Below are 21,775 nucleotides of genomic sequence, written 5' to 3'. Positions count from 1 at the left end.
TCAATGACGCCGCTCAACGACATAGGTTGCCACGGACTTCAGCAAATCCGCGCGTTCATCGAAGATATCCAGATGATGGGCGGCCTGATCGGCGAGCAGGCGCGCCTGCTCGCGCGCTCGTTCGACACCCAGGATGGACACGAAGGTCGCTTTGCCCGCCGCCGCGTCCTGCTGCACCGGCTTGCCGGTAACGGCTGGGTCGCCGTCGATGTCGAGCAGATCGTCGGCGATCTGGAACGCCAGTCCCAGGTCATGGGCATAGTTGTGCAGCGCCTGGGCCTGGGGCTGCGACGCCTTGCCCAGGACGGCGCCGGCGCAGCACGAGAACGCGATCATCTCGCCCGTCTTCAGCCGCTGGAGCCGGGTCGTCGATCCCATGTCGAACTGCTCGTGTTCGGCGATCAGGTCGAGCATCTGTCCGCCGACCATGCCGTGCATGCCGGCGGCCTTCGCCAGCGCCGCCACCAGCGAACAGCGCACCTTGGGATCTTCGTGGGTTGCGGGATCGGCCAGCACCTCGAACGCCAGCGTCAGCAGCGCGTCGCCGGCCAGGATCGCCGTCGCCTCGTCGAACTGGCGGTGGACCGTCGGGCGGCCCCGGCGCAGGTCCGAATTGTCCATGGCCGGCAGGTCGTCATGGACCAGCGAGTAGCAGTGGACGAACTCGACGGCGGCGGCCACGCGTACGGCGCAGTCCCTGGCCACGCCGAAAAGACCGGCGCTGTTGAGGACCAGAAAGGGCCGCAGGCGCTTGCCGCCGCCCAGGCATGCATAGCGCATCGCCTCGAACAGCTTGGCTTCGGTGATATTGGACATGGGCAGCAGATGGTCGATTTCCTGTTCGACCAGCTCCGCCGCCGCGCCCATCGCGGAGGACAGTTCGTTCGCCACTATTCGATCCGTACGGGTTCGGCGCCGATGGAACCGTCGGCGGCTACGGTAATGCGGTCGACCTTGGCCTGCGCTTCGCGCAGCTTGGTCTCGCAGTGGCGACGCAGCGACGTGCCGCGCTCATAGGACGTAATCGCATCGTCTAGCTTCGCGCGCCCCTCCTCAAGCTGGCGCACGATGCGCTCCAGCTCTGCAAGGGCGTCCTCGAAACTCAATGCTGCGACATCCGGGGGAATTGCGGGTTCAGCCATCATCCTACCGTCACCAGGGTACCCGGTGACTTTAGGGCGGTCACCGGCCTATCCGCAAGTCCGGGTTGGCTCCCCGGAAGGGCGGGTGGTTCTCCCACCCGACTGCGGAGGCCGGCCGGATCACGCCGCCATCAATTCCTGTACGTGTGCCGCGCAACTCGAGGCAAGGGCGCGAATGTCGTACCCCCCTTCCAAAGTGGATACGATCCGGGCACCGCAATATTCCCGCGCGAACTCTCCCAGCTTGCGGGTGACCCATACGTAGTCGTCGTCGACCAGATGCAGGCTCGCCAGCGGATCGCGGGTATGAGCGTCGAAACCGGCTGAAATCATGATCAGTTCGGGCAGGAAGTGCTCCAGCGCCGGGAATATCCGCGACGACATCGCGTGGCGGAATTCGGGGCTGCCAGACATCGCCGGCAAGGGTACGTTGACGATGTTGTCGGCGACACCCCGTTCTTCCACGAACCCGGTGCCGGGGTAGAGCGGCGCCTGATGGATCGAGGCGTAGAACAGGCCGGGATCGTTCTGGAAGATGTCCTGCGTGCCGTTGCCGTGATGGACGTCGAAATCGATCACCGCGACGCGAGAGATTCCATGGACCTTGCGCGCCTGTTCGGCGCCGACGGCGACGTTGTTGAACAGGCAGAAGCCCATCGCCTTGGCGATTTCGGCATGATGGCCGGGCGGACGCGTGGCGCAGAAGGCATTGCGCGCCTCTCCCGTCATGACGGCGTCGACGGCGGCGCACACGGCCCCGGCGGCACGAAGCGCCGCCTCGCCGGAACTGGGCGACAGGATCGTGTCGTTGTCCAGTTCGACATGGCCCTCGGCCGGGATCGACGCCAGCACCCGCTCGATATACGCGACGGGATGGACGCGGGCCAGTTGCTCGACTTCGGCACGCGGCGCTTCGCGCCGGTCGAGGAAATGGAAGGCCTCACCCTCGAGTGCCGCCAGCACGGCCTTCAGCCGTTCCGGGCATTCCGGATGCCCAATGCCGGTGTCGTGCTCGATACAGGAGGGATGGCTGAAAAGGGACGTATACATGCGGCTTCTTCTTTTTCTGAGCGTTTCCCCGCGCAACGGATGGATCGCACCACCGTCACGGCTTACCCCGCCCGGCATCCCGGGAAACCAGTCCTGGGAACGCGCCGCGTGGCTGAAGGGATTATCGGCTATTGCCGTATGCCGCGCCGCAACTATTCCAGAGGGTCGACAGCGCCATCTTGCCGCGCCCCGTCCGACCGCGACCTACGCCAGGAGCCGATGAGTTTGACCAGCGGTCGGCAAGTGTTGGGCCACGGACCAACCTACGAAGCAGAGGCCTGTAGGTTGGGCCGTGGCCCAACAAACACTGTCCCCGCAAGTCGATGTCTTCAGCCCTCAGCCCGCCGCGTCCGGCCGGCCGGCCTTGCGGATGCGGAAGGTATAGACGCCACCCGTCTGCTCCGCGCTGACAAGCTCGTTTCCCGTCGCTTCGCAGAAGGCCGGGAAGTCGCGGACCGCCGCCGGATCGGTCGCGGCGATCTCCAGGATGTCGCCCGGCGCCAGGTGTTTCATCGCCTTCCGCGCCCGCAGGACAGGCAAGGGACAGGTCAGGTCCCGGGCATCGAGCGTATGGGTCGTCATTATCCGCTTTTCTCCGGTCATGAAGTTTCGGCTCCGGACGGTGCTTCGGAACAATCTATGCGCCTTGACGCAAGAATGCCTGTGTACCGACATGTGGGTAGCCGCTATACTAAAGGTCGACGGACGGCTTGGGAACCTGGAGAACTAGATCCCCACCATGGACACCGGCAATCTCCAGGCGAAAGCGCGAGAGGCAGGCACGTTGCTGAAGGCCATGGGCAACGAACGCCGCCTGCTGATCCTCTGCCATCTCGCGGCTGGGGAAAAGTCGGTCGGCGATCTGGAAATCGCCATCGATCTCAGCCAGTCGGCGCTGTCCCAGCATCTGGCACGCTTGCGCCGGGACGGGCTGGTCACGACCCGACGGCAGAAACAGACCATCTTCTATTCGATCGACAGTACCGCCGCCGCCATGGTCATGAAGGCGTTGGAGGATCACTGGTCCTTCAGGCGGGAGCAGGCTTCCTGCTTCACTCAGCCTTCCGACGAGACGGGGACGGTCAGCGCCTGTCCGTGAGCGTCCAGCGCACGCCGACCGCCACCAGCGCCGCCCACCCCGCCATGAAGGACAGTCCGCCGACCGGCGCCACCGCACCCAGCGGGCTCGGTCCCTGCAGGGCCAGCAGGTAGAGCGCCCCGCAGAACAGCACGATGCCCGCCAGGAAAGCCCAGCCGGCGAAAGCGAGAAGCCGCGGCGAGCCAAGGCGGCCACCGCCCAGCCTTGTCAGCGATGCCACCCCGGCCAGCGCCAGCGCGTGCCACATCTGGTACTGCCCGGCGATCCTGAACAACTCGATCATCCGCTGATCGGTAAGTCCGTGGGAGGCGTAGGCACCGGTCGCCACCGCGATCCCGCCGTTGAGTGCCGCCAGGACCAGCCAAATCCCGGCTATCCGCCCGATAGCGCGTTCCGTCATCCAACAAACTCCTGAAGGTCGGCTTGAACACCACGCAGGCGGTGGCTGTTCACCCTGTGTGGATTATCCGGATCTGGCCCGATCCTTGCTGAGTAGGATCGGGAAACCGGTCGCATAAGGTTCTACACATTGGCTTATGCAGGCTGCGTCGCATTTTGCAACTAAGGTCGGCGAAAGCAGGAAGATGCCTCGCACATCGCGTATCCAATTTCCGGCCGGCCAACCCGGCAGCATCCGGATCAAGACTTCCCGCACCGGCCAGCGACCGGAGGCGACACCCGATATCTCGCTGGAGATCACGCTCTCCGGAATCATGAACTCCTCGCAGGACGGTGTAGCGCTGCTGAGCGCCCTGCGCAACGCCGCCGGCCGGGTCGTGGATTTCGTCTGGGTCAGGATCAACCCGGCGGGCGAGCGCATCCTCGGCCTCAAGGCCGATCTCCTGATCGGCCAGAGCCTGCTGGCGACTTTCGCGGATATGGGGCGAAAAGGCGTGATCGAGTCCCTCTCGGCGGCGATGGAAGCCTGCGAAGCGCCAGGGGCCGTGCGTAGATGCGCCATCGCCGCCATGGATGCCTGGATCGAGTATTCCGCCGCCCCGATCGACGACGGCGTTGCGGTCACTTTCCGCGACGTGACCGCCCGGTATCGCGACGAAGCGATCCTCCAGGCGGCCTTGACGGAAGCAGCCAGGGTCGAGCAGGCCAAGAGCTCGTTTCTGGCGCTGGTGAACCATGAATTGCGAACCCCCTTGAACGGGGTCCTGTGTGCGCTCGACCTGCTGGCCGGCTGCGACGATGCGGACCGAGAGCTTTTCGTGAATACGGCTCTCAACTCGGCTCGCGATCTGAACAGGGTCGTAGGAGCCATCCTTCACCTCGCCAGTCTCGAAGCCGGTACAGCGGACATCGAGCCCGTCGCCTTCGACCTGCATGACCTGGTCGAGCGGGAAGCCGCCGTCATCGCTCCGGCGGCTGCCGCGAAGAACCTGTCGGTCGAATGCCGGATCGATCCGGCAGTGCCGCGCGGCCTGACCGGCTCTCCCGACAATATCCGGCAGATCCTCCGCACATTGCTGGAGAACGCGGTCAAGTTCACGCCCGCCGGTTCGGTGGAGGTGTCGCTCACCGCCTGCCCCAGGTACTCGCCCGGTAGCTCGACCTGCTCTTGCCCGGACATGCGCCACAGCGGCGCCATGGCGTGCTTCTCGCTGGCGGTCCGCGATACCGGGATCGGGATCGCCCCGGAGTTCCAATCGAGCCTGTTCGAGGCGTTTACCCAGTGCGATTCGTCGCTGAACCGGCTTCATGAAGGGTGCGGGCTGGGTCTCGCCATCTGCAACCGGCTCAGCCAGCGGCTCGGGGGTACCCTCACGGTCGACAGCCAGTTGGACAAGGGCAGCCTCTTCAGGCTGGACCTGTCGCTTCCCCTGGCGCCGCCCGCCGTTGCCCGGCGCGCGGCGCAGTCTTCCGCCGTCAAGAAGCGCATCCTGCTGGCCGATCCCGGCAAAGCCAGCGGAATGGTGACCGCCCTGATGCTGTCACGCGCCGGGTTCGAGGTCGAAACGGTAAACGAAGGTCTGGAAGCCCTGAGACTGGCGAAGCTTCAGCGGTTCGACGCCATGGTGATCGACATGCAGATGCCGGACATCAACGGCGTCCTGATCGTCAAGGCACTGCGCCACCTCGCCGGCTTCACCGGCCCGGTTCCCATCGTCGCGATCACAAGCGCTCCGAACGCCTGCGACGACCAGCGATGCCTCGCCGCCGGCGTGACCGAACTTCTGGTCAAGCCATTCCGCAAGAACAACCTGCTGGACCGTCTGGAACGGCTTGTCCATGCAGAAGGCGGGCGATAAGCAAGTGTTGGGCCACGGCCCAACCTACAGGCTTCTGCTGCGTAGGTTGGGCCGTGGCCCAACACTTACCGACCGCCGGTCGAGCTCTTCGACCCCTGGCGTCAGTCGAACAGCGCGTCGATCTCGGCCTGACTGATCGCCTTGCCCTGCAACTGCGGCCCGTTCAGCAGCTTCGCCTCCTCCGCCACCGGCACTTCCACGCTATGGGGCAGATGGGCGAAGGCTTCGGCTCCCCAGGTCTGGATCATGGCGACCACCCGCTCCTCGATGAAGTCGAGCGTCCGCACGACCTTGCCGATCCGCTGGCCGGTAATGTCCTGGAAGTTGCACGCTTCGAAGATGCTGACGACGGCGTCCATCATCAGGTCGAGGTCACGCTTGTCCGCCACGTCGGACAGCCGGGCCTTCATCGCAACAGCCGTCTTCTCGATCAGTTCGGCGGCGCTCAGCACGCCGTTGGTGGCGGTCTCGGTGGCGCTGACGATGGCGGCCAGTTCCTCCCCCGCCACTACCAGCCGGTCCTGCTCGGCCTTGGGATGGCGAAGCGCCGCGATCTCGACCTGGGTGTCCTGGATGCGCCGCTGGAGATCGGCCACGTCGGGGCCGACCTCCGCCGGGGCGGCAGGGGCCGGCTGGAGCGCCGCCAGTTCGTCCAGCCGCCGTTCGATCCTGTCGATCGCCGCCATGAACTCGGCGGGTGAGGCGTCGGCGATCGCCGGCGATGGCAAGGCTGCCGGCGCGGACTGCGGCGCCTCCGGTTCGGCATGGGCAGCATGCCGCAGCGGCAGGCCCAGGCGTTGCAGTTCAGCGGTGAATGGCTTTGCCGACATTGCGGAACTTTACCTGCGAATCTAGTGCGCTTGGATGCCCGAGTATGGCTGTATCAAATTTATTGAAAGTTAACATGCTGCACCGCACTCACCGCCGAGAACCTCGGCTTTAGGGCAGATCCGCTATAAGCAATTCGGCCTCCCCGACCGCCTCGATGGCGATGGCGCTCTCACCGGACACCACCGCTCCGTCGCGCTCGCCGACTTGCGTTCCGTTGACCCGGACCGTGCCGCGCGCGACCACCAGATAGGCCTGCCGCCCCTGCCCGATCGCGTGGGTGACCGTCGTTCCCGCCGGTAGCGTCGCTCCCAGCAGCGCCGCGTCCTGGTTGATCGCCAGGGCGCCCTTGTCACCGTCGCCCTCGCGTCCCGACGCCAGGACGACCAGCCGTCCTGCCGCCTCGCCCTTGGGGAACGCCTTGGTTTCCCAGCGGGGCTTGTGCCCCTCGGCGTCCGGCATGATCCAGATCTGGAAGATCCGGGCCGGCTCCGCCTCCTTGTTGAACTCAGCGTGCAGGATGCCCTTGCCGGCGCTCATCACCTGAACGTCGCCGGCCTCTGTCCGGCCGACATTGCCAAGATGGTCCTCATGGGTGATCGCACCCTCGCGGACATAGGTGATGATCTCCATGTCGCGGTGGCCATGGCGCGGAAAGCCGGTGCCCGGCTGGATCGTGTCGTCGTTCCATACCAGAAGCGGGCCAAGGCCGTCGCGCTCGCGATGGCGGTAGTTGGCGAAGCTGAAATGATAGCGGGCGGCCAGCCACTCGTTGTCGAACCGCCCCAGGGAAGCGAAGGGAATAACCTCGATCATCGTCGTCAGTCCTGAGTATCGAACCGGCCCCTGTCATGGGGAGCGTCGTAATCGAGCGCCGGTCCCTTGGGAACGATGCCGGTCGGGTTGATGGTCTTGTGGCTGCCGTAGTAATGCCGCTTGATGTGGTCGAAGCTGACCGTCTCCGCGACGCCGCCGGTCTGATAAAGATCCCGCAGGTAGTTGGACAGGTTCGGGTAGTCCTGGATGCGCCGCAGGTTGCATTTGAAGTGCCCGACATAGACCGGGTCGAACCGGACTAGCGTCGTGAACAGGCGCCAATCGGCCTCCGTCTGCCGGTTCCCGGCCAGCCAGCGCTGCCGCCCCAGCCGTTCCTCCAGACTATCCAGCGCCTCGAACAGCCGGTCGAAGGCTTCTTCGTAGACCGCCTGATCCGTGGCGAAGCCGGCCTTGTAGACGCCGTTGTTGACCCGGTCGTAGACATAGGCGTTGATCTCGTCGATCTCGCCCCGCAGGTCCTCGGGGTAGAAGTCCAGCGAGGCGTCGCCGAAGGCATCGAACTCCGAGTTCAGCATCCGGATGATCTCGGCCGACTCGTTGCTGACGATGGTCCGCTTCTGCTTGTCCCACAGCACCGGCACCGTGACCCGGCCCGACATGTCGGGCTTCACTTCCGTATAGACCTGGTACAGGAAGCTCTTGCCGTTGACGGAGTCGGCGTCCGGCGCCAGCTCCCAGCCGTTCTCCAGCATCAGCGGCTCGACCACCGAGACGGTGATCGCGTCTGCAAGCTTCTTCAGCTTGCGGAAGATCAGGGTGCGGTGCGCCCACGGGCAGGCCAGCGACACATAAAGGTGATAGCGTCCCGGTTCCGCCTTGAACCCCGACGAGCCGTCGGCGGTGATCCAGTTCCGGAACGCGCTCTCCTGCCGCTTGAACGCGCCGCCGGTCGATTTCGTGTCGTACCACTGGTCCTGCCAGCGTCCGTCGATCAGCAAACCCATCGTCGTCGTCCTTTCCTGCCGCGTGGTGCCCCGATTTCAGCCGTGAAGTATCAGCCGTGCAGCTTCGCGGCGATCTCTGCGACGTGGCGGCCCTGGAAGCGGGCGCCGTCCAGCTCGTTGGCGCTGGGCTGGCGCGAACCGTCGCCCTTGGCCAGCGTGGTGGCGCCATAGGGCGAGCCGCCGGTGATCTCGTCCATGTTCATCTGGCCTGCGAAGCTGTACGGCAGCCCGACGATCACCATGCCCTGGTGCAGCAGCGTCGTGTGGAACGACAGGATGGTGCTTTCCTGGCCGCCGTGCTGGGTGGCGCTGGAAGCGAACACGCTGCCGACCTTGCCGATCAGCTTGCCCTGCGCCCACAGACCGCCGGTCTGGTCGAGGAAGTTGCGCATCTGCGCCGCCATGTTGCCGAAACGGGTCGGCGTGCCGAAGATGATGGCGTCGTAGTCGGCCAGTTCGGCCGGATTGGCGACCGGAGCGGCCTGATCCAGCTTGACGCCGGCCTTGGCGGCGACATCCGGCGGCATCAGCTCGGGCACCCGCTTGATCGTGACTTCGGTACCGGGAACCGACCGCGCGCCCTCGGCGACGGCGCCGGCCATCGTCTCGATGTGACCATAGGTGCTGTAATAGAGTACCAGGACCTTCGCCATGTCTCGTCTCCCAAATTTGAATTCCGTCGGCGGCGATCCGCCGCCCTGACCCGACTGAAGATAGGGCGTTGCGCCGGAACCGATAATAGCCCAATCTCGAACTTGATTGTTTTGTCCAACGCAACAATCCAGGCGCAACAATCAGGAACCCGCTGCCATGGACCGGCTCGACGACATGCTGGCTTTCCTGCGCGTGGTCGACACCCGCAGCTTCACCGCCGCCGCCGACAAGCTGGGCGTCTCCAAGTCGGCGGTCAGCCGGCGCATGACCGAGCTGGAAAACCGCCTCGGTGCCCGTTTGCTCAACCGGACGACCCGAAGCCTCAGCGTCACCGAGGTAGGACAGGCCTTCTACGAGCGCTGCGCCCGGATCGTCGCCGATGTCGAGGAAGCGGAACGCGCCGTCGCCGACCTCCATGCCGAGCCGCGCGGCACGCTCAAGATCAACGCGCCGATGTCGTTCGGCATGATCCACCTCGCCCCCGCCATCGCCGAGTTCCTGCGCCGACACCCCGGCCTGGAAATCGACATGGACCTGAACGACCGCTTCGTCGACCTGATCGAGGACGGCTACGACGTCGCGGTCCGCATCGGGCGGCTGCGCGACAGCAGCCTCGTGGCCCGCCGGCTGGCGGTCAACCGCAACGTCGTCGTCGGAACGCCGGCCTATTTCAGGAAACACGGCCGTCCGGCGCACCCGGACGACCTCGCCCATCACAACTGCTTGCTCTACACCAACGCCTCGCCGTCCGACCAATGGCACTTCACGGTCGCCGGCAAGCCCTGCGCGGTCAAGGTGTCCGGCACGCTCCGGGTCAACAACGGAGACGTCCTGCGCGAAGCCGCCCTCGCCGGCCAAGGCCTCGCCATGCTGCCGACGTTCCTGCTCGGCGAGCAGATCGCGCGCGGCCAGCTCGACATGGCGCTGACGGAGTTCGCCGCCAACGACAGCGGCGCCGTCCACGCCGTCTACCCGCACAGCCGCCACCTGTCGCCCAAAGTTCGGGTCTTCGTCGACTTTCTCGCCGGACGGTTCGGTCCGGTGCCGTACTGGGACGCGTCCCTGCACGTCCTCTCCGGCGGATAAGTTGCGTTATCAGACGGAACTACAAGCTTAGTTCCGTTGTTGTCTCATCCAGAGCACCTTGATGCTTGTCAAGAATCAAAATTGCGAAGGATGAGGATATGAACAGGTTGATGCTCGGCGCAGCCGCCATCGCGCTCGGTGTGGGGACCATGGGGACCGTCCAGGCCCAGACCTCCACCAACACACAGCAGAACCTCCAGCCCGCCTCCTGCACCCAGCTTGACGTCGGCGAGGTCGCCAACCGCGTGGATAAGCTCCAGGCCGGCACGCAGAAGGAACAGCTCGAGCAGCTCATCCTGCGTGCCCGCGACGCCGCCACCGGCGGCAACGTGATGCAGTGCCGCCAGCTCCTGGTGGAAGCCGAAGCCAAGCTCCCCGGCGGCGCTCAGACCACCAAGGAAACGCCCGCCCCCGCCTTCCTCGGCGGCCCGGACAACCAGAACAGCAGCACCGCGCGCAGCGCCAATCCGGAACAGGCGCCGATCCAGGCCGACAACCTCGTGGCCGCCCTGCGCAACAACCCGCAGTTCAGCACGCTGGCGAAGCTGATCGAAACAGCCGGCCTCGCCGACACCCTCAGCCGCTCCGGCCAGCACACCCTGTTCGCGCCGACCAACGCCGCGTTCGAGAAGCTGCCGCAGGCGACGCTCGACCAGCTCGGTCAGGAGCAGCACCGCGACCAGCTACGCGCGATCCTCGCCCAGCACGTGGTCGAAGGCCACAGCTACGCCTCGACCCAGTTCCCGTCCGACATCAAGGCGATGGGCGGCGATCCGATCGACGTGTCGCTGACCAACGGCCGTCCGCGCCTCAGCATCGGCGAGCCGCAGCCGCAAGCGACGCCGCAGTCCCGCACTGCTACCGCGACCTCGACCGAATCCGCCCCGGCCCCCGCACCCACGCCATCAGCCGCCAACCAGGACCTGACCGACGCGCTCAGCGCCCTGGAGAACGCCAATCAGGCGCTCACCGGCGAGTCCCAGGACAACCAGCCGGCCCGCGACCAACTCGCCCGCGCCCGTCAGGCCATCGACCGCGGCCAGCTCCAGACCACTGACCGCCAGCCGCTCCAGCAGGCCGGCAGCGCCATCGACCGCGCGACCCAGGCGCTTCAGAACAACGACCGCGCCGCCGCCCGCACCGCCGTCAGCGAGGCCCTGCCGCCGCTGCGTCAGGCCGAATCGGCAACTCCGTCCAGCGCCAACCAGACCAATACACAGACCGCCGGCACCACCACGGGCAACTCCCAGCGCCCAGCCGACGCCTCCCCCGCAGCGATCACCGTCGGCGACATCCGCACCGGCAACGGCTTCGTCCACGGCATCGACACCGTGCTGATCCCGGAAGGCGTCCAGGAAGCCCTGGTCCGCTAACGCCCCGGCAACGCCAACCCTCCCCAGGCCGGCGCAGCGATGCGCCGGCCTTTTTTCATGGCGCCCCGCTGCCGTCCCCCTTGACGCCATTTAGCGGACATTGTAAGTGAATGAACGTTCACTCTCATCTGGCAGGACGGCATTCAGGGCATGGGACAGGGCGGCAAGGACGACGCTCCGGCATCTACGGCATCGGCAACAGCGATCGACGCCCGCGAGGCGCAGCAGCAGCGGATTCTCGCCGCCGCAATGGCGTGCTTCGCGCGCTCCGGTTTCCACAAGGCCAGCATGCAGGACATCTGCGCCGAAGCCGGCATGAGCGCCGGCAACCTCTACCGCTATTTCCGCAGCAAGGAAGCCATCATCGCCGCGATAGCGGAGGCCGAGCGCGTCCGCAACGCGGCCTTGTTCGACCTGCTCCAGCGCGCCGAAGACCCGGTGCGCGGCCTGATTGAGCTGGCCCGCTGCTACCTTCGCGACATGCAAGGCCGCGACGCGCCGATGCTCTGCACCGAGATCATTGCCGAAGCTCTGCGCAATCCGGAAATCCGGACCATGTTCGAACGCAACATCAACGAGGCCCACGCCGCATGCGCCCACGCGCTGCGCCAGGGCATCGCCCAGGGTTATGTCGATCCCGGCCTTGACGTCGACGTCGCCGTCCGCATGCTGATGGCGCTGGGCGACGGCATCGTCGCCCACCGTGTGATCGCCGATTTCATGACCGACGACAGGACCGAAGCCGTTCTTGAAGTCATGCTCGAACGCTTCCTGCGTCCCCACGCCGCATCCACAGTCGTACTCGCCGATACACTATCTTCACAACCGGCCGCCGCTCCGCTGCCGACCTCCGCATAAGGCCAAAACTCAATGCTGCGCACACAAGACCGCTTCTCGTTCTTCGGCAAGCTGCTGCTGTGCGCGGCATTGCTCGGCGTTCCCGCCACGGCGCCCCGTCCCGCCCACGCCGCCGACTCAGCCCCCGTCGCGACGCCCAAGCCGCCCAGCGTCAGCGTCGCTACAGCCGCGTCCGGCACGCTGGCGGAAACGATCCTCCTGACCGGCACGCTGGTCGCCCGTGACGAAGTCATGGTCGGGGCCGAGATCGACGGCCTCGCGATCACCGAACTCCTCGCCGAGGAAGGCGATCACGTCGAGCGCGGCCAGGTGCTCGCCCGGCTGTCGCGCGACATGCTGGACGCCCAGTTCGCCCAGAACGCCGCGTCCCTATCCCGAGCGCTGGCCGCCATCGCCCAGGCCAGGAACCAGATCGTCGAGGCGGAGGCCAACTCCCGCCAGGCCGACGCCGCCTATGCCCGGTCCCAGGCGCTGAACGAGCGCGGCAACACCACCGCCGAAAACCTGGAACAGCGCGAAGCGGCATCCCAGGTCGCCCGCGCCCGCGTCCTGGTCGCCCAGGACGCCCTCCGCCTCGCCGAAGCCGATAGGGCGCTGGCCGAAGCCCAGAAGCGCGAGATCCAGGTCCGCCTCGCCCGGACCGAGATCAAGGCCCCCGCCGCCGGCATCATCAGCCGGCGCGAAGCCCGGCTCGGCGCGCTGGTATCCTCCGCCGCCGACCCGCTGTTCCGAATTATCGGCGGCGGCACCATCGAAGTTCAGGCCGACGTGCCGGAAACCTCTCTGGCCCGCCTCCGCCCCGGCCAGACCGCTCTGGTCCGCCCGGCCGGCATGGAAGAACCGGTCCCCGCCAAGGTCCGCCTCGTCTCCCCCGAGGTAAACCGAACCTCCCGCCTCGGCAGCGTGCGCCTGACGGTAACCCCCGTTCCCGGCCTCGCCATCGGCGCCTTCGCGCGCGGCACGGTGGAAGTCGACCGCCGAGACGGCACGCTGGTCCCGCTCTCATCCGTGCTCTACCGCCCGGAAGGCTCCATCGTGCAGGTCGTCCGCGACGGCGTGGTGGAGACCCGCTCCGTCACCGTCGGCCTCAAGGCGGACGGCAAGGCCGAGATCCGCCAGGGCATCGAGCCGGGCGAGCAGGTCATCGCGATCTCCGGCACCTTCGTCCGCGACGGCGACAAGGTGACGCCGGTCCCGCTGGCAGCCATCCCGCTCTCCGCGATCCCCGGACAGCCCGTCGTCCAGACCAGCAGCAATCCCTGATCAGGAGCTTCGACAGCCATGGCGCTCAACGTTTCCGCATGGTCGATCCGAAGCCCGGTCCCGGCGCTGGTCTTCTTCACCGTCACCATGCTGCTGGGCATCGTCTCGTTCCAGGCGCTGCCGATCACCCGCTTTCCCAACATCGACGTGCCGGTGGTGTCCGTCACGGTGACCCAGTCCGGCGCCGCCCCGGCGGAGCTTGAGTCCCAGGTCACGCGGGAGGTCGAGGACGCCGTCGCCAACATCACCGGCGTCAAGCACGTCACCTCGACCATCACCGACGGCTCGTCGCTGACCGCGATCGAGTTCCGCCTGGAAACCGACACCGACCGCGCCGTCAACGACGTCAAGGACGCCATCGCCAAGATCCGGATGGACCTGCCGCGCACCATCGACGAGCCCATCGTCGAGCGGATCGACGTCGAGGGCCAATCGATCCAGAGCTACGCCGCCTCCGCCCCCGGCATGACGCTGGAACAGCTCTCGTGGTTCGTGGACGACGTCGTCAAGCGCCGGCTCCAGGGCTTGAAGAACGTCGGCCGGATCGACCGCATCGGCGGCGTCAGCCGCGAGATCCAGGTTCGCCTGGACCCCGACCGCCTCATGTCGCTCGGCATTACGGCGGCTGACGTCAACAAGCAGCTCCGCGCCACCAACATCGACCTCGGCGGCGGAAGGAGCGAGTTCGGCGGCCAGGAACAGGCGATCCGCACCCTTGCCGGCGCCCGCACCGTGGAAAGCCTGCAAGACACCCGGATCGTCCTGCCGGGAGGCCGCGAGGTCCGCTTGAGCGACCTCGGCGAAGTGACCGACGCGTTCGAGGAGCCGCGCTCCTTCGCCAAGCTGAACGGCAACCAGCAGGTCGTCTCCTTCAGCGTCTTCCGCTCCAAGGGCGCCAGCAACGTCGATGTCGCCCGCGTCGTGGAAGCCGAGCTGGCGACGCTGTCGCAACAGCACCCGGACGTCAGCTACACCCTGATCGACGACACCGTCAGCTATATCGAGGGCAACTACGAAGCCGCGATGGGCACCCTGCTGGAAGGTGCGGCCCTTGCCATCGTCGTCGTCTTCATCTTTCTGCGCGACTGGCGCGCCACGCTGATCTCCGCTGTCGCCATGCCCTTGTCGATCATCCCGGCGTTCTGGGTGATCCACATGATGGGCTTCTCGCTCAACCTCGTCAGCCTGCTCGCCATCACCCTGGTCACCGGCATTCTGGTCGACGACGCCATCGTCGAGATCGAGAACATCGTCCGCCACATGCGGATGGGCAAATCGCCCTACCGCGCCGCGATGGAAGCCGCCGACGAGATCGGCCTTGCCGTCATCGCGATCACCCTGACCATCGTCGCGATCTTCGCGCCCGTCAGCTTCATGGGCGGCATCCCCGGCCAGTACTTCAAGCAGTTCGGCCTGACCGTCGCGATCGCCGTCCTGTTCTCTCTATTAGTCGCCCGCCTGATAACGCCCATGATGGCGGCCTACCTGATGCGCCCGCACCCGGCGCGACCGGAAAGGGACGGCTGGCTGATGCGGGCCTATACCGGCTTCCTCCGCGTCACCCTGCGCTTCCGCTTCCTGACGCTGCTGGTCGGCATCGGCCTGTTCGCCGTGTCGCTCTGGAGCACGTCGCTGCTGCCGACCGGCTTCATCCCGTCGGAAGACGCCGCCCGCACCGTGATCTCGGTGGAACTGCCGCCGGGAGCGACCCTGGCCGACACCATGCGGACCACCGACAAGGTCGCCGGCATCCTGAAGAGCATGCCGGAAGTCCGTTCCGTCTTCACGATGGGCGGAACCTCGCCCACCGGCGCCAGCCGGGAAATCCGCCGCGCCACCGTCCTGATCATGCTGACGCCCAAGGGTACGCGCGAACTGACGCAGAAGCAGGTGGAAGGCGAAATCTCCAGCCGTCTGGCCGAAGTCCCCGACATCCGCGCCTGGTACGTCAACGAGCGCGGCGAGCGCGAGCTGTCGATCACCGTCATGGGCAACGACGGCCGCGCCCTGAGCGACGCCGTCGCCTCCCTGGAAGCGGCGATGCGGCGCGAACCCGGCTTCGCCAACGCCGCGGCCAGCGCCGGCCTCGACCGCCCCGAGATCCGCGTCGTCCCCCGGCTGGACGAAGCCGCCCGCTACGGCGTCTCCCCCGAAACCATTTCGGAGACGGTGCGGGTCGCCACCATCGGCGACGCCGACGCCAACCTCGCCAAGTTCAACGCCGGAGACCGCCAGATCCCGATCCGCGTCCAGCTTGAGGAATCCGCCCGCAACGACCTGCGCCTGATCGAGACCCTCGCCGTGCCCACCGCATCCGGCGCCGCCGTCCCCCTGACCTCCCTTGCCGATATCGGCTTCGGCCAGGGTCCGTCCTCGATCGAGCGCTACGACAGGGAACGCCGGGTCCTGATCGGCGCCGACCTCGTCGGCAGCCTGACGCTGGGCGACGCGCTGGAGAAGGTCAAGGCGCTGCCCGAAGCCGGCAACCTGCCCGCCGGCATCCGCATCCAGGAAAGCGGCGACGCCGAGATCATGGGCGAAGTCTTCTCCGGCTTCGCCGCCGCCATGGGCGCCGGCCTGCTGATGGTGCTGGGCGTGCTGGTGCTGCTGTTCCACAACGTCTTCCAGCCGATCACGATCCTGCTGTCGCTGCCGCTCTCCATCGGCGGCGTGATCGCCGGCCTGCTGCTGACCGGCAACGCGATCAGCATGCCCGTCGTGATCGGCATCCTGATGCTGATGGGCATCGTCACCAAGAACGCGATCATGCTGGTCGATTTCGCGGTGGAGCAGGAACGCAAGGGCATGCCCCGGATCGAGGCGATCATCGACGCCGGTCGCAAGCGCGCCCAGCCCATCATCATGACGACCATCGCGATGGCGGCCGGCATGCTCCCCAGCGCGATGGGAGCCGGCGACGGCGGCGAGTTCCGCGCCCCCATGGCGATCGCCGTGATCGGCGGGTTGCTGGTCTCGACCCTGCTGTCCCTGATCTTCGTCCCCAGCTTCTACACGATCATGGAAGGCCTCTCCGACTTCTGCGGCCGCATCTTCGGCCGCTTCATCGGCCCCAAGGAAGAAGACGACCCGCACATGCCCCCGCAGCACGCCAACCCCAACGTGAGGATGCGGGAGGCGGCGGAGTAATCCGGCACCGCCACCCAGTCCAACACATCGAAGATGTTGGGCCACGGCCCAACCTACGAGTACCGTCGCCCGTAGGTTGGGCCGTGGCCCAACAAGCAGGCCCCATCCCGTCACCCCGCCCCCATCCCCGCGAATACCAGCACACCCAATCCCGCCGGTTCCCCGCCCCTGCCCCCCGCCCTATACTCCCCGGCAGCACCCGCAGCACCGGCTCAGCACTTTGATTTATTTAAAATTCATCGCCACCCACGGGCGAATGCTCGCCTTCGGCTTCCTGCTGACCCTGTTCTCCAGCTTCGGCCAGACCTTCTTCATTTCCCTGTCCGGCGGCCATATCCGTGAGGAATTCGGCCTCTCCAACGCCAGTTTCGGTCTGCTCTATTCGGTAGCGACCCTGGGAAGCGCCACCGCCCTGATCTGGGCCGGGCGCTGGCTGGACACCGCCAACCTCCGCCACTACGTCGCCGCCGTCTGCCTCGCCCTAACCGCCGCCTGCATCGGCATGGCGACCGCCGGCCATGTCGCAATCCTGGGATTGTCTCTCTTCGGCCTCCGGCTGGCCGGACAGGGATTGATGCCGCACACCGCCATGACGACGATGGCCCGCCGCTTCGACACCGGCCGAGGCACTGCCCTGAGCATCGCAGCATTGGGACACCCGACCGGAGAGGCGCTGCTTCCCACCCTCATGGTCGCGGCCCTGGCCCTGCTCGGCTGGCGCACCGCCTGGAGCGTCTGCGCCGCCGTGCTGATCCTGGCCGTCCTGCCGGCATTGCTCCTGCTGCTCCGCCGCGATCCGGGCGAAGCCGCCGCCCCGGCCCCCGCCGCCCCGCTGAAGACCGGAGACCGCCCCATCGCCGCCAGGGACTGGACGCGGGCGGAAGTGCTGCGCGATCCCCGTTTCTACCTGCTGTTGCCGGCCCTGCTGGCCCCCGGCTTCATCAACACCGGAGTCTTCTTCCACCAGATCGCCCTGGTCGAAGGCAAAGGCTGGCCGCTGACGGTCTTCGCCGCCTCCTTCGCCTTCTACGCCGCGACCACCATCGCCACGTCGCTGTCCGTCGGCCCGGTCATCGACCGGATCGGAGCCGTCCGCCTGCTGCCCTTCTACCTGCTGCCGCTGGCGGCAGCCCTCACCGTCCTGTCCCTGAGCGACGCCCCGCTGGGAGCGGCAGCCTTCATGGCCCTGGCCGGCATCACCGCCGGCATGAGCGCCGTCATGGTCGCCGCCGTCTGGGCCGAACTCTACGGCACCCGCCACCTGGGAGCGATCCGCTCCATGTCCGTCTCCATCGTCGTCCTCGCCACCGCTCTCTCCCCCGGCCTGTTCGGCTGGCTGCTCGACCGGGGCGGCAGCTTCGACGGCATCGCCATGGGGAGCGCCGTGGGAGTGCTGGCGGCAGGGTTGCTGACGGTGCCGGCGATGCGGCATCGGGACCGTCACGCGTCCTGATTTTTCCTGTAACGGTCCGCCCGGTTGCCGTAAGAATGCTCCCCGACAGCCGCCACCCGCACGAGGGAACCCGTTCAGTATGACAGCCCTTCAGCTTCTGCTCGGTTTGGTGCTCCTCGTAGCGGGCGGCGAAGCCCTGGTGAGGGGCAGCGTGGCGGTGGCCCAGCGCATGGGCGTATCCCCCATGCTGATCGGCCTGACGCTCGTCGGCTTCGGCACGTCTACGCCCGAACTCGTCACCAGCCTTCAGGCCGCCCTGATCGGCGCGCCGGGAGTGGCGGTCGGCAATGTCGTGGGCAGCAACATCGCCAATATCCTGCTCATCCTGGGGGTTGCCGCCGTGATCCTGCCGATGGCGACGACCAAGGAGGCATTTCGGCGTGACGGAACGGTCCTGGTCGGCGTCAGCATCCTGCTCCTGGGCATCGCCCTGACCGGAACCCTCTCGCGCTGGGTGGGCATCCTCTTTCTGGGGCTGCTCGTGGCCTATACCATCTACACCTACTTTACGGAACGGCAGACCGAGAGCGCTTCGGCCGTCGTCCATGCCGCCGAGGCCAACGACGTCGCCGACTTGCCGCCTCGCGACATGGGGTACGGCCTTGGCTTCGTGTTCATCGTCGGCGGCATCGCCGCCGTCGTATACGGGGCGAGCCTCCTCGTCGAGGCGGCCCTGGTGATCGCCCGTGCCGCCGGCCTGTCCGAGGCGGTCATCGGCCTGACGCTGGTGGCGCTAGGCACATCGCTGCCGGAACTGGTGACCTCGGTCATGGCGGCGATCCGGAAGCATACCGATGTCGCGTTCGGCAACATCATCGGCAGCAACATCTTCAACATCCTGGGCATCGCCGGCATCACCGCCGTCGTCAGTCCGATCTCCATCCCGCCCGAGATCGTCCACTTCGACATCTGGATAATGGTCGCCACCGCCCTGCTCCTGGCGGTGTTCGCCACCACCGGCTGGCGCGTCAACCGCTGGGAAGGTGCGGCACTTCTGGCATGCTATGCGGGATACATCGCGGTCCAGCTCTCCCCAAGCGCCCGCGCGCTTCTCGGGATCGCCTGATAAGAGTCCGGCGGAGATGCCGGACTAAAGAGGTGACGCCAGCGAGAAACACCAATGCCAACACCGGATCAACTCGTAGGTCGGGCCTCTTCAGCCCGACAAGCACGCTCCCGACAAGCCGGAACTTGTCCAACTCAGGTACATTTCACTCTGACCACTTTATCCCGAAATCTTATTTCCAGAGGCCATATACGATTACTTAACGCCAATTAAGGTCGCTACCGCAACCCTCCAGAACACATCCTATGCGAGCACAATACCACATAATGCTACTTTTGAAAATTCTAAGCAGAATATGAGTTTTTTCATATATTTATAACGATGTTAATGGATCTTGCCTGCTGCGGCTCGCGATAGAGCAGCAACAGGGAGGGGATCTGACCGATGACACGCAATTTAAACTACAGTCGCGATATCCTCGCCATGGGAGACAAAGAGCTTGAGGTCTTTGTACACCTTTGGGTGGCACGACAGACTAAAACCTACGTAGACCACGAGGAGTTTGGTAACGCTAACGATCTTGGACGTGACATCGTGGGATTTGTTACAAACAGTCGTCACGAGGGGCCTTGGGACAACTATCAATGTAAAATGCTCGGTAGGACGCTTGATGATGCCGCCATGCACCAAGAATTGGCCAAGATCTTGTATTTCGCATCCGAGGGCCACTTTACGCCTCCACGGAAATACATCTTTGTCGCGCCTAAAGGATTTAGTCGAAAGGCCGAAAATCTCCTCAACAATCCGGAGTCATTTCGTCAAGAAATGTTAGACGAGTGGGATAAGCGCTGTGCTCGTAAGATCAAAGACAAACAAATTATCACTCTAACCCCAAATCTAAAAGATATTATCGAGAATTTTGAATTTAAGAACGTCAGCGGCCTTGATGTTACCAAGATTTTGACGCTTGACGGTATCAAGTTCGTATTAGCCGACACGTTCGGCGACGACCCTGGCGAAGCCCCGGCGGGAGTCGTTCCAAGCATGGTCGGTACGGAAGAAATCGAATACATCAGGCAATTGGTGGGTGTTTACTCAGATTATGAAGGGTGCATCTTTAACGGCGCGGACGACGTTATGAAGCACCCCCAATACGGCGTAAGCCTTAACTTGCAACGCCGCCGCTACTTCGACGCCGCCGCGTTTCAGCGCCACTTTAGAGATAATATTGCTCCGTCCCATGTAAATGCATTTAACGACGAAGTTTTTGCGGGTGTGTACGAAACTCACTGTTCCACGGTGGGGATGGACCGCCTAAACAAGGTGATGACCCTAGCTGCATCACTGCCTGTAAGTGGGATCTTCGGACGGCATAACAGAGCCTCCATCCAAGTAAAACAAGGCACTTGCCACCATTTTGCGAACGAGAGGGTATTATCTTGGAGGAAATGATTTTCACAAATACAGCACTATTTAATGGAACCATCGAAACCGGGCTTCGGTCATTAATGATTTTGGAAGCATTTTACCCGAAAAATCTGGATCTAGACTCTATTTCACTACTCGATTACTTCGTCGTTCACACCGCCGACCTCTGCGGGCCTGAGAGTCTGCATCCAACCGTTAGTGCTCGCGTAGGAGAATACCGGGTACGGCGAAAGCTCATCCAAGAAGGCCTGCAAATGTTAATTCGCATAAGTCTCGTCTCTGTAATAGAAGCCACAGATGGCATCCGATTTGTTTCAGCCGACGATGCCCCCGCCTTCGTGAAGTTGCTAGCCACGGATTATAATCGCAACCTGTCCGACCGGGCTATTTGGTTGGCCCAGCGCGCGCAACGGCAAGGTGATAGCTTCTTCGCTGAGATGCGTGCCTACATTGATCGATGGACCTTGGAGTTCCAAGCTGACGAGGGCTATGCCAGTGCCTGACACGACGTCCCCTCGGTGGATGCGCCTCCGCCACCTGACCTTTGTCGGTCCCAATCTCGCGCCTGTCGGCATTGAACTCGATGCGGGTTTGAACATCATCTACGGCGGTTCAAATGCCGGAAAATCCCATATCCTTGCCGTGATCAATTTCATGCTCGGGGGCAACACACCGCCCATCCTTGAAGAGGGCAAAGACTACGAAAGCATCTTGTTGGGGTTGGAGTTTTCTGACGGCACCGAATTGACGCTCCGCCGTGCCAGAAAGGGCGGCGACATTGAGGTATTCAATGGATTAGCAGGGGACGGCAATCTTGCTAACCGTACCGGCTCGGCAGTTTCCATTAAGCACGGCAAAGGAAAAAACGGCGGCATTTCTGAACTCCTATTGCGCAAGGTCGGCATAACATATCCAAAGGTAGCAGCGACCGAGGCGGCCCAACTCCAACCTTTTTCGCTCCGCCATTTAATACCGTACCTTTTGGTGGACGAGGATCGGATGTTCTCGGCAAACACGCCGACCCAGATCAGCCCTCGGAACTCTCCAACACTCGACAAGAACGTGTTCCGCGTACTGCTTACCGGTAAGGACGACTCTGCTATAGTGACGGTACCCAATCAGGCTGCTCTGAAGGCGGAAAACACTGGCAAGATCGAGCTACTTGATGAAATGATTGCCGAACTCGATAGTCAATTGACCGATTCGAGCGTAGAGGAGCTAAGGGAAAGTCGGGAACGTCTTTCCACCCGACTAGATGCTTTAGGAGAGGAACTCGCCGAAGTACAAGAACGTCTCGACAACTATATTCGTGAGCGGCGTGAGGCTTTAGACCAATAGGCTAACACCGA

The 21,775-nt window shown here is 64.7% G+C and carries 21 protein-coding genes; 12 read left to right on the top strand and 9 right to left on the bottom strand.

Features of this window, described 5'->3' with window-relative positions:
• The 4 genes from N826_RS03430 to N826_RS03415 form a co-directional block, all read right to left on the bottom strand.
• Nucleotides 1-867 (bottom strand): polyprenyl synthetase family protein, encoded by an 867-nt coding sequence (locus N826_RS03430; RefSeq protein ID WP_044426320.1) that lies wholly within the window; start codon nt 865-867, stop codon nt 1-3.
• A gap of 23 nt (nt 868-890) precedes the next feature.
• Nucleotides 891-1,142 (bottom strand): exodeoxyribonuclease VII small subunit, encoded by a 252-nt coding sequence (locus N826_RS03425; protein WP_044426003.1) that lies wholly within the window; start codon nt 1,140-1,142, stop codon nt 891-893.
• Nucleotides 1,143-1,262: 120 nt separating this feature from the next.
• Nucleotides 1,263-2,192 carry a histone deacetylase family protein gene (locus N826_RS03420; protein WP_044426001.1) on the bottom strand — a complete coding sequence of 310 codons (930 nt, stop codon included), beginning with the start codon at nt 2,190-2,192 and terminating at the stop codon, nt 1,263-1,265.
• Between the two features lie 336 nt (nt 2,193-2,528).
• Nucleotides 2,529-2,795, bottom strand: coding sequence for a sulfurtransferase TusA family protein (locus N826_RS03415; RefSeq protein WP_244619434.1), 267 nt, complete (start codon nt 2,793-2,795; stop codon nt 2,529-2,531).
• A gap of 136 nt (nt 2,796-2,931) precedes the next feature.
• Here N826_RS03415 and N826_RS03410 point away from each other — a divergent pair, with 136 nt between their 5' ends.
• Nucleotides 2,932-3,291 (top strand): ArsR/SmtB family transcription factor, encoded by a 360-nt coding sequence (locus tag N826_RS03410; RefSeq protein ID WP_044425999.1) that lies wholly within the window; start codon nt 2,932-2,934, stop codon nt 3,289-3,291.
• On the opposite strand, the gene N826_RS03405 is transcribed toward N826_RS03410, so the two are convergent.
• Nucleotides 3,275-3,691, bottom strand: a complete 417-nt coding sequence (locus N826_RS03405; RefSeq protein ID WP_044425998.1) for a DUF423 domain-containing protein — start codon at nt 3,689-3,691, stop codon at nt 3,275-3,277. The two genes, N826_RS03410 and N826_RS03405, sit on opposite strands and share 17 nt — an antisense overlap.
• Nucleotides 3,692-3,875: 184 nt before the next feature.
• Between N826_RS03405 and N826_RS03400 the strand changes: the two genes are divergently transcribed.
• Nucleotides 3,876-5,549 (top strand): hybrid sensor histidine kinase/response regulator, encoded by a 1,674-nt coding sequence (locus N826_RS03400; RefSeq protein WP_169789282.1) that lies wholly within the window; start codon nt 3,876-3,878, stop codon nt 5,547-5,549.
• A 101-nt stretch (nt 5,550-5,650) separates the two neighbouring features.
• Here N826_RS03400 and N826_RS03395 read toward each other — a convergent pair whose 3' ends face one another.
• The 4 genes from N826_RS03395 to wrbA all read right to left on the bottom strand — a co-directional run bounded on the left by N826_RS03395 (nt 5,651) and on the right by wrbA (nt 8,811).
• On the bottom strand, nt 5,651-6,379 hold the full coding sequence (locus N826_RS03395; RefSeq protein ID WP_052830800.1) for a protein phosphatase CheZ: 729 nt from the start codon (nt 6,377-6,379) through the stop codon (nt 5,651-5,653).
• A 109-nt stretch (nt 6,380-6,488) separates the two neighbouring features.
• Nucleotides 6,489-7,193: a pirin family protein gene (locus N826_RS03390; protein ID WP_044425996.1), complete on the bottom strand. Its 705-nt coding sequence runs from the start codon at nt 7,191-7,193 to the stop codon at nt 6,489-6,491.
• Between the two features lie 5 nt (nt 7,194-7,198).
• Complete coding sequence (locus N826_RS03385; RefSeq protein ID WP_044425994.1) at nt 7,199-8,158, bottom strand: glutathione S-transferase family protein; 960 nt, start codon at nt 8,156-8,158, stop codon at nt 7,199-7,201.
• Between the two features lie 50 nt (nt 8,159-8,208).
• On the bottom strand, nt 8,209-8,811 hold the full coding sequence (gene wrbA, locus N826_RS03380) for an NAD(P)H:quinone oxidoreductase (RefSeq protein WP_044425993.1): 603 nt from the start codon (nt 8,809-8,811) through the stop codon (nt 8,209-8,211).
• Between the two features lie 157 nt (nt 8,812-8,968).
• Here wrbA and N826_RS03375 point away from each other — a divergent pair, with 157 nt between their 5' ends.
• From N826_RS03375 to N826_RS03330, 10 genes are all read left to right on the top strand, one after another.
• Nucleotides 8,969-9,898 carry a LysR family transcriptional regulator gene (locus N826_RS03375; RefSeq protein ID WP_044425992.1) on the top strand — a complete coding sequence of 310 codons (930 nt, stop codon included), beginning with the start codon at nt 8,969-8,971 and terminating at the stop codon, nt 9,896-9,898.
• 98 nt (nt 9,899-9,996) lie between these two features.
• Nucleotides 9,997-11,271: a fasciclin domain-containing protein gene (locus tag N826_RS39640; RefSeq protein WP_052830799.1), complete on the top strand. Its 1,275-nt coding sequence runs from the start codon at nt 9,997-9,999 to the stop codon at nt 11,269-11,271.
• 150 nt (nt 11,272-11,421) lie between these two features.
• A complete protein-coding gene (locus N826_RS03365; protein WP_052830798.1) occupies nt 11,422-12,129 on the top strand; it encodes a TetR/AcrR family transcriptional regulator in 708 nt (235 codons plus the stop codon).
• Between the two features lie 12 nt (nt 12,130-12,141).
• Complete coding sequence (locus tag N826_RS03360; protein WP_052830797.1) at nt 12,142-13,392, top strand: efflux RND transporter periplasmic adaptor subunit; 1,251 nt, start codon at nt 12,142-12,144, stop codon at nt 13,390-13,392.
• Between the two features lie 18 nt (nt 13,393-13,410).
• The gene (locus tag N826_RS03355) at nt 13,411-16,539 is read left to right on the top strand and encodes an efflux RND transporter permease subunit (RefSeq protein ID WP_044425991.1); all 3,129 of its coding nucleotides are present in this window, start codon (nt 13,411-13,413) and stop codon (nt 16,537-16,539) included.
• Nucleotides 16,540-16,759: 220 nt separating this feature from the next.
• Nucleotides 16,760-17,992 (top strand): MFS transporter, encoded by a 1,233-nt coding sequence (locus tag N826_RS03350; RefSeq protein WP_044425990.1) that lies wholly within the window; start codon nt 16,760-16,762, stop codon nt 17,990-17,992.
• A gap of 79 nt (nt 17,993-18,071) precedes the next feature.
• Entirely contained in the window at nt 18,072-19,058 is a 987-nt protein-coding gene (locus tag N826_RS03345) for a calcium/sodium antiporter (RefSeq protein WP_044425989.1), read from the top strand.
• Between the two features lie 384 nt (nt 19,059-19,442).
• Nucleotides 19,443-20,450 (top strand): ABC-three component system protein, encoded by a 1,008-nt coding sequence (locus tag N826_RS03340; protein ID WP_186818060.1) that lies wholly within the window; start codon nt 19,443-19,445, stop codon nt 20,448-20,450.
• The gene (locus tag N826_RS03335) at nt 20,447-20,929 is read left to right on the top strand and encodes an ABC-three component system middle component 2 (RefSeq protein WP_044425988.1); all 483 of its coding nucleotides are present in this window, start codon (nt 20,447-20,449) and stop codon (nt 20,927-20,929) included. The genes N826_RS03340 and N826_RS03335 overlap by 4 nt, the downstream gene beginning before the upstream one ends.
• Nucleotides 20,922-21,764: an ATP-binding protein gene (locus N826_RS03330; protein ID WP_169789281.1), complete on the top strand. Its 843-nt coding sequence runs from the start codon at nt 20,922-20,924 to the stop codon at nt 21,762-21,764. The genes N826_RS03335 and N826_RS03330 overlap by 8 nt, the downstream gene beginning before the upstream one ends.
• Nucleotides 21,765-21,775: the final 11 nt, after the last annotated feature.

Source organism: Skermanella aerolata KACC 11604, assembly GCF_000936425.1.
Classification (GTDB): Bacteria; Pseudomonadota; Alphaproteobacteria; order Azospirillales; family Azospirillaceae; genus Skermanella; species Skermanella aerolata.
This window is presented reverse-complemented; position numbering and strand designations above follow the sequence as displayed.